The organism is Caldithrix sp., assembly GCF_056497305.1.
The window spans coordinates 23,283-33,253 of record NZ_JBSMDE010000036.1 but is presented as its reverse complement, the minus strand read 5'-3'; the positions used below and the strand labels follow the sequence as shown (position 1 = coordinate 33,253).

At 47.8% G+C, this 9,971-nt stretch carries 10 protein-coding genes; 3 read left to right on the top strand and 7 right to left on the bottom strand.

What is annotated here, in order from left to right; all coding sequences use genetic code 11:
* The first annotated feature begins 264 nt into the window (after positions 1–264).
* The 3 genes from ACWB0I_RS03160 to ACWB0I_RS03150 are packed head-to-tail and all read left to right on the top strand — an operon-like array spanning position 265 to position 2,658.
* Entirely contained in the window at positions 265–705 is a 441-nt protein-coding gene (locus tag ACWB0I_RS03160) for a hypothetical protein (RefSeq protein ID WP_479386584.1), read from the top strand.
* Between the two features lie 4 nt (positions 706–709).
* Positions 710–1,867 carry a methionine aminotransferase gene (locus ACWB0I_RS03155; protein WP_479386583.1) on the top strand — a complete coding sequence of 386 codons (1,158 nt, stop codon included), beginning with the start codon at positions 710–712 and terminating at the stop codon, positions 1,865–1,867.
* Positions 1,849–2,658, top strand: a complete 810-nt coding sequence (locus ACWB0I_RS03150; RefSeq protein ID WP_479386582.1) for an amidohydrolase — start codon at positions 1,849–1,851, stop codon at positions 2,656–2,658. The genes ACWB0I_RS03155 and ACWB0I_RS03150 overlap by 19 nt, the downstream gene beginning before the upstream one ends.
* 357 nt (positions 2,659–3,015) lie before the next feature.
* Here the strand turns inward: ACWB0I_RS03150 and ACWB0I_RS03145 are convergent, their stop codons facing one another.
* From ACWB0I_RS03145 to lysW, 7 genes are all read right to left on the bottom strand, one after another.
* Positions 3,016–4,185, bottom strand: a complete 1,170-nt coding sequence (locus ACWB0I_RS03145) for an aspartate aminotransferase family protein (RefSeq protein ID WP_479386581.1) — start codon at positions 4,183–4,185, stop codon at positions 3,016–3,018.
* Positions 4,182–4,973 (bottom strand): [LysW]-aminoadipate kinase, encoded by a 792-nt coding sequence (locus ACWB0I_RS03140; protein ID WP_479386580.1) that lies wholly within the window; start codon positions 4,971–4,973, stop codon positions 4,182–4,184. The genes ACWB0I_RS03145 and ACWB0I_RS03140 overlap by 4 nt, the downstream gene beginning before the upstream one ends.
* Positions 4,970–5,611: a class II glutamine amidotransferase gene (locus ACWB0I_RS03135; protein ID WP_479386579.1), complete on the bottom strand. Its 642-nt coding sequence runs from the start codon at positions 5,609–5,611 to the stop codon at positions 4,970–4,972. Before ACWB0I_RS03135 ends, ACWB0I_RS03140 begins: the two co-directional genes overlap by 4 nt.
* Before the next feature lie 137 nt (positions 5,612–5,748).
* Positions 5,749–6,795, bottom strand: coding sequence for an N-acetyl-gamma-glutamyl-phosphate reductase (gene argC / locus ACWB0I_RS03130; RefSeq protein WP_479386578.1), 1,047 nt, complete (start codon positions 6,793–6,795; stop codon positions 5,749–5,751).
* A complete protein-coding gene (gene lysX / locus ACWB0I_RS03125) occupies positions 6,792–7,640 on the bottom strand; it encodes a lysine biosynthesis protein LysX (protein ID WP_479386577.1) in 849 nt (282 codons plus the stop codon). The genes argC and lysX overlap by 4 nt, the downstream gene beginning before the upstream one ends.
* A gap of 52 nt (positions 7,641–7,692) precedes the next feature.
* Positions 7,693–8,847, bottom strand: coding sequence for a LeuA family protein (locus ACWB0I_RS03120; RefSeq protein ID WP_479386576.1), 1,155 nt, complete (start codon positions 8,845–8,847; stop codon positions 7,693–7,695).
* A 3-nt stretch (positions 8,848–8,850) separates the two neighbouring features.
* Positions 8,851–9,024, bottom strand: a complete 174-nt coding sequence (gene lysW, locus ACWB0I_RS03115) for a lysine biosynthesis protein LysW (RefSeq protein ID WP_479386575.1) — start codon at positions 9,022–9,024, stop codon at positions 8,851–8,853.
* Between the last annotated feature and the right edge of the window lie 947 nt (positions 9,025–9,971).

Sequence of the window (9,971 nt, the reverse complement as noted above, 5' to 3'; positions counted from 1 at the left end):
GTCCGGCCGAAGTTGGAGCCAAGCGAAAATCCCGTTTTCTAGGACGGGCCATTCTACAATTAAACAATTCAACAACTCAACCTTTTTACTTCCTCATACTGCACACAAATTTTTGCATCCCGCCAGGAGGGATTGAACTTTTGAAGGAAGTATTCCAATTGAAGCAGGTCAACTTTTCAGAATTTTTCAGTCTTTTGGTTGGACAATCGGGTTTGTCTTATTGACCTGTTTTGGTTAATTTAAAAACAAAAAAATCGGTAACCAATGCAAATCAACGCTAAATTTTTATGGATCGCTTCTTTACTGTTAATGACCGCAGCTCTGGTGGTACATCTGGCTATTTTCCTGGGCAGGGAAAACATTCCCTATTCCATCGAACTGTTCCTGACCGTGGGCATGGTTCTCATCTGGCTATTGAGCAGTCGATTGCTCAAACAACTGCACCGAATCCAACCCACCTTAACACCGCTACAGGTGTTACGAACCAATACGCCTTTCTGGTTACCTTTTTTTGTGGCCTTTGTTGGCCTTTACGCCCTTTTCAACATGGGCATGATGATTCGTACACGGTGGGCGGGCAATAATTTACGTGGTATTTCCGGTTTCTGGATTTTCTTTTTTGCCCTTGGCTGGCTGATTAGCCAGGCCCGAATCCATCAGCAACACAAATTACAGAACAACAACGCTAAACACGAGGACCTCTAATTATATGGAAGGCATTCCCATTCGCTCCAAATTACCGGAATTAGAAGTTTCCATCTTCGCCGTTATGAGTAAGCTGGCGGAAGAAAGCGGAGCTATCAATCTGTCGCAAGGTTTTCCGGACTTCAATTGCAATTCGCTGTTGATCGATCTGGTTTACCACTATATTAAAAAAGGCAAAAATCAATACGCGCCCATGCCCGGCATTTTGCCTTTGCGCCAGGCTCTTTCTAAAAAGATTAACCAGCTATATGGCGCCCTTTACGATCCTGAAACAGAGATTACCATCACAGCCGGGGCCACTGAGGCTCTGTACGCAGCCATTACCGCCGTTGTGCAACCTGGTGATGAAGTGATTATTTTTGAACCATTTTACGACGCGTATCCGCCTGTGGTAAAATACAGCGGGGGTGTGCCCCGTTTTATTCGGCTTCAGGCGCCGGATTTCAGGATTCCCTGGTCTGTTGTAAGAAAAACCATTTCCAAAAAGACCAGATTGATCATTATTAATTCACCGCACAATCCCACCGGCTCCGTTCTGACCAAAGAGGATGTGGCCCGGTTAGCTGAATTGCTGGATGGCACTTCCATCTTTATTGTCAGCGACGAGGTTTACGAACATATTGTGTTTGACAATCAAAAACATATCAGTCTGGCCATGCATCCAGCGCTTCAGAAGCGGACTTTCGTTATCAGCTCCTTTGGTAAAACCTACCACACCACCGGCTGGAAGGTCGGTTACTGCGCCGCGCCCGAGTTGTTAAGTTACGAATTCAGGAAGATCCATCAATTCATTACCTTTGCCGTTAACACGCCCGTGCAATGGGCTTATGCCGATATTTTGAGCAAAAAAGAGCTGTACCTCAATTTGCCTAAATTTTATCAGAAGAAGCGCAATCTTTTTAAAAAATCACTATTAGCATCGGAGTTTGAATTATTACCCTGTCGCGGCACCTATTTTCAACTGGCAGATTACTCCAGAATTTCACAGGATTCGGATGTGGCTTTTGCCCAATGGCTGACAACCACACACCGGGTGGCAGCCATTCCTCTTTCTCCCTTTTACAACGAGCCCCCTGAGCAACACCTTATTCGCTTTTGCTTTGCCAAACAGGATCAAACACTCATAGAAGCCGGAGAACGCTTATGTCAGATTTCACGGTAACCGTAATTCAGTCTTCCTTACACTGGCAGGCTCCTGAAAAAAATCGTCAGTCGTTTGAAGAAAAAATCCTTCAAATGGAGCAGCCTACGGATCTGGTCCTTTTACCGGAAATGTTTACAACGGGATTCACCATGGAAGCCCGGCACTGGGCAGAAGGCATGGATGGGCCCACAATCGAGTGGATGCGCAAAATGTCTGCTAAAAGGAATATTCACCTTGTTGGAAGTTTGATTGTTCAGGATGGCCAGCGCTTTTTTAATCGCTTAATCTGGATCACACCATCTGGGAAATTTCATTATTACGACAAAAGACATCTCTTTAGGATGGCCGGCGAACACGAAATTTACAGTGCGGGAAACCAATTGTTAACGGTGGAAATGAAAGGCTGGAAGATCAGGCCCTTTATCTGTTACGATTTGCGTTTCCCGGTCTGGTGCCGTAACGTAAACCTGGCATACGACCTGGCTATTTACATTGCCAACTGGCCGGAACGCCGTCGAACAGCCTGGCGCACGCTTTTACAGGCCAGGGCAGCAGAAAACCAGGCCTATGTGGTTGGAGTTAATCGAATTGGAGTGGATGGCCTGGGGATCAAATACTGCGGCGACTCACTGATGGTTGATCCAGTGGGGCAAATCATTGAAGACCTGAAAGATGATGATAAGGTAGCAACCCGAACACTATCGAAAAATCAATTAGAGCAATTTCGACAAAAATTTCCAACCTGGAAAGATGCCGATCCCTTCCACCTTCCTGATACGCAGACCTTCATTTTCACTGGAGACCAGTAGACAAACAGAATGCTCAATCAGCATTTTGTCCGGTGTAGAACCTTAGTTCTTGATCAGGCGATGAATGAACCCGCCACTGACCGGAGTTTGAACCTTGATTGTCTGGATTTAAGGATTATCTTGATTTTTATTGCCCAAAGGAAAGTAACTCTCAATTTCAGGCGCAAAATCCCGACATCAAAGAAGTTTAATCCTGGTAATCATGTAATCAAGTAAATCCCGGTTCAGAATCTGAACTAGGATTAACTTGATTTTTACTGCCCAAAGAAAAGCAACTCTCAATTTCAGGCGCAGATTCTCGACAGCAAAGAAGACACTCAGGCACTCCGCGCATCCTTCAGGTAACGCCAATTCAGCCTATTCAAAGGTCTCCTGCCCGAGCACCCTATTTAATTTTTCAATGACCTCATCCCATAATTCGTACTCAATGGTCAAAGGCGGTAATAAACGCACAACCTGGGGGCCGGCCGGAATCACAATAACGCCCTGTTCCTGTAAGGCTTTAATGTAGGACTGCGCCTTCTTCCTCAGCTCAATGCCAATCATCAAGCCCAGCTGCCGGACTTCTTTCACCACGGGCAGCTCCTGGCTCTTAAAGTGTTTTTTGAAATACTGCCCCTTTTCCAAGGCCTGCTGTGGTAGATTGTGTTCTTCGATGAATTCGATGGTGGCCAGGGCAGCAGCGCAAGCCAGGGGGTTGCCGCCAAACGTACTGCCGTGTTTTCCGGGGGCAGCCGCTATTTTCGCCGAACACAATGTAGCGCCCATGGGTACGCCCCCGGCAATGCCCTTGGCTACACACAGCATGTCTGGTTGAAGGTCAACATATTCGCTGGCAAACATGCGCCCTGTTCGCCCAAAACCGGTCTGCACCTCATCAATGATCAACAGAACATTACGTTCCTTGCAGTATTTTTGTACTTTCCTGAAATAATCTGTATCTCCCGGATGAACCCCGCCTTCGCCCTGAACCACTTCTAAGAGCACGGCAGCCGTTCGATTGCCGATGGCCTTTTCCAGTGCGGGATAGTCGTTAAAAGGCACAAAGGTGAAACCGGGAATCAGCGGTTCAAAATCTTTTTTGTACTGGGGATTAAATGTAGCGCTCAGAGCGCCCATGGTACGGCCATGGAAAGCGCGACGCGCACAAACAAAATCGCTTTTCCCTGTAGTCAATCGGGCCAATTTAAGGGCCGCTTCCACGGCTTCGGCGCCGGAATTGCACAGAAATGCTCTTTCCAGACTGGCAGGCGTAATTTCAATTAGCTTTTTTAAAAGCAGCGCGCGTTTATCGTTGTAAAAACTGCCGGTGCAGGTCATTAAAGTTTTAGCCTGTTCGGCCAAGGCCTGAGCAACCTGTGGATTGGCATGCCCCACATTGACCACGCCATGCCCGGCCGCACAATCAATGTAGCGCCGCCCCTGCCCATCCCAGACCAGCGCATTCTCTCCTCGCACCAGCGTTAATCCCCTTTTGTTAAACAGAGGCAAGGCAAACTGATCTTCTATTTCCTGAAAGGTTCTCATTGAATCACCGTTCCTTTCTCCTTTAAAGCATTTTTAACAGGATGTTCCAGACGTCCATCGGCAATGATGACACGCGGATTTCCGCTTTCCAACATTTTGACCAGGGCATGTAATTTACGTTTCATACGTCCGCTACTCTGCTGCTCGCGAATCCGCAGTTCTCCTATGGTCAAACGCGAAATAACCGAATCCGGATCAGAGGCATCTTCCAGTAATCCAGGGGCTTCGATCAGTTGTACGATAGTTCTGGCCTGTAATTCCGTTTGCAGCAGGGCCACGATATCGTCATTCTCGCTATTGATGGCAAAACCATTTTCATCGACAATGGGCACCGTAATAACCGGAAGATAGCCCTGAGTCAGCAACATCTCCAGCAGGGGTCGATTGACGACTTGCGGTTTTCCCGAAAAATCACGCAAGAGTTTGATTTTACCATTTTCTTTTACTCGAATACCCCGATTGCGTCGCCCACGGATCAACTGCCCGTCGAGTCCGGACAGGCCAATGGCATTCAGGCCCTGACGCTGCAGCAGTTCCACCAGCCGCTTGTTCCGTAAACCGGCATAAGCCATCATCATCACATCCAGAGCATCGGCATCCGAATAGACGCTGGAATAGCCGGAGATGGATGTAATCACATTGCGTTGCAGGCCTAATTTCTGGGCCAGGACGTCACGCAAGGCATTGGCGCCGTGTACGATAATTCGGGGTTCAGTAATATCAGCTAAATCCTGCGCAATACCTGGTAGATTAATGGCCTCTCCTCCGCCAATTTTAATGATCATCATAAATGAATCTCCTCAATGGTACCGTTTACAATGGGCTTCCATTCGCTTGCATTGAACAAGGGTTCAGAACTGACTAACAATCGATCCGCTGAACGAAACTGGTGCATGGTAAAATAGGCTTCCCGCTCATTAAAGAAAGAAACCAGCACCGTTTGTTCTGCATTGGCCATAATGAAATTAAGGGCGCTGACGTAACGGGAGCGTTTAAAAATAATGGGCAGCGCTTGGCGTACAGCGGTTAGCAAATCGGACTTTTGCAAGCGCAAAATAAAACGGAATAGCTTTTCCGCCCCAATGCGTCCCTCTTCCCTGAGGCGCACGCCGTGCAATTCACCGTTAAAGACAAATACCGTGTCCTGCCGCAAAAATGGCATGTTGTTTTCGATGGCTATGCCCTGATTGCGAAAGGCGCTGCGGGCATGGACCAACAGGCGCTGCGTGGCAGGAATGGCCTGAAAATTATCTTCCCACACCGGACGAATACTCCAGTAAACATCCCAGCCCAGAGGCGTTTGCCAGGCGCATCCCCAACCATGCCCCTGATACTCCACGCTATTCTGTGCCATGTGGGCAAATGATCTTAAAATCGGTTGCGGATCAATGGCGCTCTTTGTTTCCATGTACAAAATGCGACACATGTTCTCTCCATCCATTCACTTTCCAAAAACGTGAATTACGTTCTTGATTTTGAAAAGATTTTTCTCTTACTTCCCTTTAATCGGGCAACAAACGAAAAATGCCTTAAACTTTTTAAACCATTCAATCAATGCCCAACTTACACAGGATGTAACCCCGGAAATTCCAGCGCCCGCTTTTCCGGCAGGCCATGCATGATGTTAAAAGCCTGTACAGCCTGCCCGGCTGCACCTTTCATCAAATTATCGATCGCGCTAATAACCACCAGGCGATTGCTGGAACCATCCAGCTCAAAGCCCACATCACAAAAGTTCGTAGCAACCACCAGCTTAGGTTCCGGATAACGGTAAAGACCATCGCGATCTTTGACAATTCGCACAAAGGGTTCCGAGGCATAATAAGAACGATAGATTTTCCAGACGTCCTTTTCGCTGAGCTGTTGATTCAAAAAAACATGGGCAGTAGCCAGCACGCCGCGCACCATTTCAATGGCTGTAGCCGAAAAATGGACGGTAATAGGACCGTTAAAGCTCAACTCCTGTTCAATTTCCGCCACATGGCGATGGGCCGTGGGTTTAAAAGAGCGCACACAGCCATGACGGATGGGATGGTGTGAAGCTTCGTTGGGCCGATTTCCTCCTTCGCTGGAACCGACTTTTACTTCAACAACGGTCTGCTGCACTTCGGCCAGGCCCTCTTTGTAAAGCGGGTAGAGGGCCAGAATCGTAGCTGTGGCATTACAGCCGGCACTGGAGATGAACCGTGCGTTCTGCATTTCCTGGCGATACAGTTCTGGAATTCCATACACAAACTGCTCGAGCAGGTCCGGTCTCTGATGCGGTTGACCGTACCAGCGGGCATAGGCTTGCGCACTGTCCAGGCGAAAATCGGCGCTCAGGTCGATGATGCGCGGCGCAATGTGCAAAAAGTGATCGATGTTTTTTTGGGCCTGACCGTGTGGCAGACAGAGGAATAACACGTCACAGGGCGCTAATTCTTCCAAACTACAAAACTTCAAGGTCGTTTGGCCCCGTAAATTGGGGTGCACTTTGTACACAAATTTTCCAAAATGTCTTTCTGAAGTCACCTGCTGAATGCGCACATCAGGATGGAACAACAATAATCGCAACAACTCGCCACCGGCATAGCCCGATGCGCCCACAATGGAAACCGTAATTGCGCTCATGCCTCCTCCTGTGCGATTTTCAAAACATAATCCACAATTTTAGCCGGAATGTTCACACCCGTTGTATCGATGCTGTTTTTAAATTCCATGGTGTAATTGACCTCGTTTACCAATAATCCCTCGCTGGTTTCAAACAGGTCGATGGCTACCACGCCTCCGCCGACCGCTCTGGCCGCCTGCAACGAAATTTGGGCGATTTCCTCTGTGACCGGACAATTGCTGGCCTTACCTCCGCGTGCCGTGTTGGTAATCCAGTGCTCGGAACTGCGGTAAATGGCGGCAATACATTCATCTCCTACCACAAAGGAGCGAATGTCGCGCCCGTTTTTTTCCACGTATTTCTGGATGTAAAAGATAGAGTGGTGATAGCTGCCCAGAATGGTTTTGTGTTCCAAAATGGCCTCGGCGGCATCGCGATCGTTTATTTTAGAAATCAAGCGTCCCCACGAACCGACCGCCGGTTTAATGACCACCGGGTAACCCATTTCTTCAATGGCTTGAATGGCCGATTGCTCGGTAAAGGCCACTTTTACCGCAGGCTGGGGAACTTTGTGCGCAGCCAGGGCCCGCGAGGTCAGCAACTTGTCGCCGCAGATCAGAGCCACCTGAGAAGTATTGACACAGGGAACGCCGGCGCTCTCGAAAAGCATCAGAGCATGTAAAGCACGAGAATGGTTAATAGCCCTCTCGATGATCACATCGACTGCAAATTGATCGGCTCCCAGCGTAAAGACCAGTTGGCGGTCATCAAACATCCGAAGTTCTACATTGAGGCGTTTGCGAAATTCCTCCAGCAATAATTTTTCATCTTTGCGGATGACAGAATGTAAAAATCCGACACGCATGTTTTACTCCCTTAAAAATTGAATCGATTTTAGAAAATGTCGCTTAAGGTAACTATTTTTTAAGCGGATGTTTTTTGCACCATTCGACCAGATGTTTCAACTCATCTGAACCTATGGTGCGGCCCTTCTGGCCAATCTGTTTTATGTGGCTTAAAATACGCTTGAGGAGATCGGAGGTGTACTCAATACCTAATTGATCCAATGCCCATTGCACGGAGGAAATCCCGGACATGTGATCCAGAGCTACGGACATGCTGCGTCCCACCAGCGATGGATCCAGGCTTTGATAATGTACCGGATTCTGAACAGCGGCATGGGTGTGCACTCCGGCGCAATGGGTAAAGGCATTTTGACCAACAATGGGGAAGTTAACCGGTATGGGCAGCCCGGAATACTGACTGACCAATTGGTAGAGCGGCAACAGTTTTTCCAGCTTCCAGTCATTTTCTACCCCAAAAATATCTTTTAAAGCCAGTAGCAATTGAGCCAGATCGACAATACCGGCCCGTTCGCCCAGCCCCAGCACGCTGACATCGATGATTTCGGCGCCCGCCCGAAAACCATCCAGGGCGTTGGCCAGCGCCAGTCCGCGATCATTGTGGCAATGAATGGCGATCATCGGTTCGTGGCCCTTTTGAGCCAGCGCCTCTTTGAGCCGCAACACAAAATCGTACATATTGTGTTCTGTTCCCGGAACCATAAAACCGGTCGTGTCAGCTACACTGATGATGTCGGCTCCGGCCTCCACCGCGGCCGCGGCAGCCTGAACCACATTCTGAAATGGAGAACGTACCGTATCCTCCGGGGTGTAGCGAATCAGCAGGGAGGGATTTTGTTTTTTGGCGTACTGAATCACGCTGGCAATCTGTTCGATGGCACTGCTTAAATCTTTGCGAAACACCTGATCCAGCCGCTCACTGGTAACGCTGTAAAAAATACCGATAAATTGTACGCCACACTCCAGAGCCAGATCCACATCAGCACGCAGAGAACGGGCATGGGCCGCAATGGTGGCCCGGTAGCCGTGGTTGGCAATTTGATAGACGGCCTCGTGAATTTCCGGGGTAACCATCGGGTGCCCGGCCTCGATGATGTCAATTCCGATTTCATCCAGCAGGTCAGCTATGGCCAGCTTAATATGGCCGTCAAAATAGACGCCTGGTGTCTGTTCCCCTTCGCGTAACGTTGTGTCCAGAATTTTAACCATGGGCTACTCTCCCCAATCTTCCTCTTCCTGAGGCGCCTCTTCCAGCGCAGGAGGATTCAGATCAACCACCTCCAACTCACTCCCGCAATCCGGGCAGAAAATCAGTTCGTGAAGTTCAACGTTTTCTTCTAAAGCGATGCTGGCATCGCAAACAGGACAATTTGCCGTAAGCTGCATTGCAGTCCCTTTCTTTGTTTCGTTAAAATTAGCTGGAAAATAATAATTTTTACAAAAAATGCAAGTAAATTTTTTCACCAGCGCAATTTTAACCTTATTCTTGTTTAATTAATGTATATTTTTACAATTATTTGCTTTTCTGCTTTCCTGACCAAACCGTTTCCACTCGACTCGCTTTGTGAGACTGGGTCAGGGAGTAAGGTCCTTAATCCGCCCCTAATTCATCGTGGAAGGAATCCCTTCCACTTTAGTTGACAAAAATAAAGAACGTTTCGCTGTACAGGAGAGGGGACATAAGGTAAGGACTCATGCTGAACGTCATTTCCTTGTCCCGCCCTGGAATCGTGGAAATCCCTTACACTGGAAACTGATTCTCACTGGATATCTGGCCCAAAACTCAACAGATTTTTGTCAATAAAGGCGCTACAGCTTTTAAAAGGAAATATGGAACGGTCTACTTTCCGAAAGAGCAAAAGCCTGTTTCGGTCTACTTCAGCGGAAGGTTGGAATGCTTCCTTCAGAAGATGTAATGCAATAGCGTGCGAAAATTTTTGTGCTATGTGAGGAAGTAAATCTGTTGAATTGTTGATTTGTTGAATGGTTGAATGAGCATCGAGCTGACATAGCGAATTCCCATTGTTCGTGAATGGTATTTCCAACATAAGTGATAAAAATTCCCACACAAGCCTTCCCCCTCTCTCAGATTTTTATTTTGGGAGAGAGGGATCGAGGGGGTGAGGGCTAATTGGTGAAATGACTTCCGCAGTTGGAAGAGTAAAGTTAAGAGTACAGGAGTGTAAGAGTAAAAGGGTTCCAGGGAACCGGCCTGTTATTTTTTAAAGAAGTTTTTTGGTTGCGGCTCTGCTGCCTTTGTTCACAGGACGCATGTAAAATTTAAGTGGAATCTGTTAAAAAAAAATTATAAATTAGGGATGATTTCTGACCAT

Excerpts from the sequence above, each read along its gene's own strand:
- ACWB0I_RS03160 (WP_479386584.1), top strand. The coding sequence starts at position 265 with ATGCAAATCAACGCTAAATTTTTATGGATCGCTTCTTTACTGTTAATG.
- ACWB0I_RS03155 (WP_479386583.1), top strand. The coding sequence starts at position 710 with ATGGAAGGCATTCCCATTCGCTCCAAATTACCGGAATTAGAAGTTTCC.
- ACWB0I_RS03150 (WP_479386582.1), top strand. The coding sequence starts at position 1,849 with ATGTCAGATTTCACGGTAACCGTAATTCAGTCTTCCTTACACTGGCAG.
- ACWB0I_RS03145 (WP_479386581.1), bottom strand. The coding sequence starts at position 4,185 with ATGAGAACCTTTCAGGAAATAGAAGATCAGTTTGCCTTGCCTCTGTTT.
- ACWB0I_RS03140 (WP_479386580.1), bottom strand. The coding sequence starts at position 4,973 with ATGATGATCATTAAAATTGGCGGAGGAGAGGCCATTAATCTACCAGGT.
- ACWB0I_RS03135 (WP_479386579.1), bottom strand. The coding sequence starts at position 5,611 with ATGTGTCGCATTTTGTACATGGAAACAAAGAGCGCCATTGATCCGCAA.
- argC (WP_479386578.1), bottom strand. The coding sequence starts at position 6,795 with ATGAGCGCAATTACGGTTTCCATTGTGGGCGCATCGGGCTATGCCGGT.
- lysX (WP_479386577.1), bottom strand. The coding sequence starts at position 7,640 with ATGCGTGTCGGATTTTTACATTCTGTCATCCGCAAAGATGAAAAATTA.
- ACWB0I_RS03120 (WP_479386576.1), bottom strand. The coding sequence starts at position 8,847 with ATGGTTAAAATTCTGGACACAACGTTACGCGAAGGGGAACAGACACCA.
- lysW (WP_479386575.1), bottom strand. The coding sequence starts at position 9,024 with ATGCAGCTTACGGCAAATTGTCCTGTTTGCGATGCCAGCATCGCTTTA.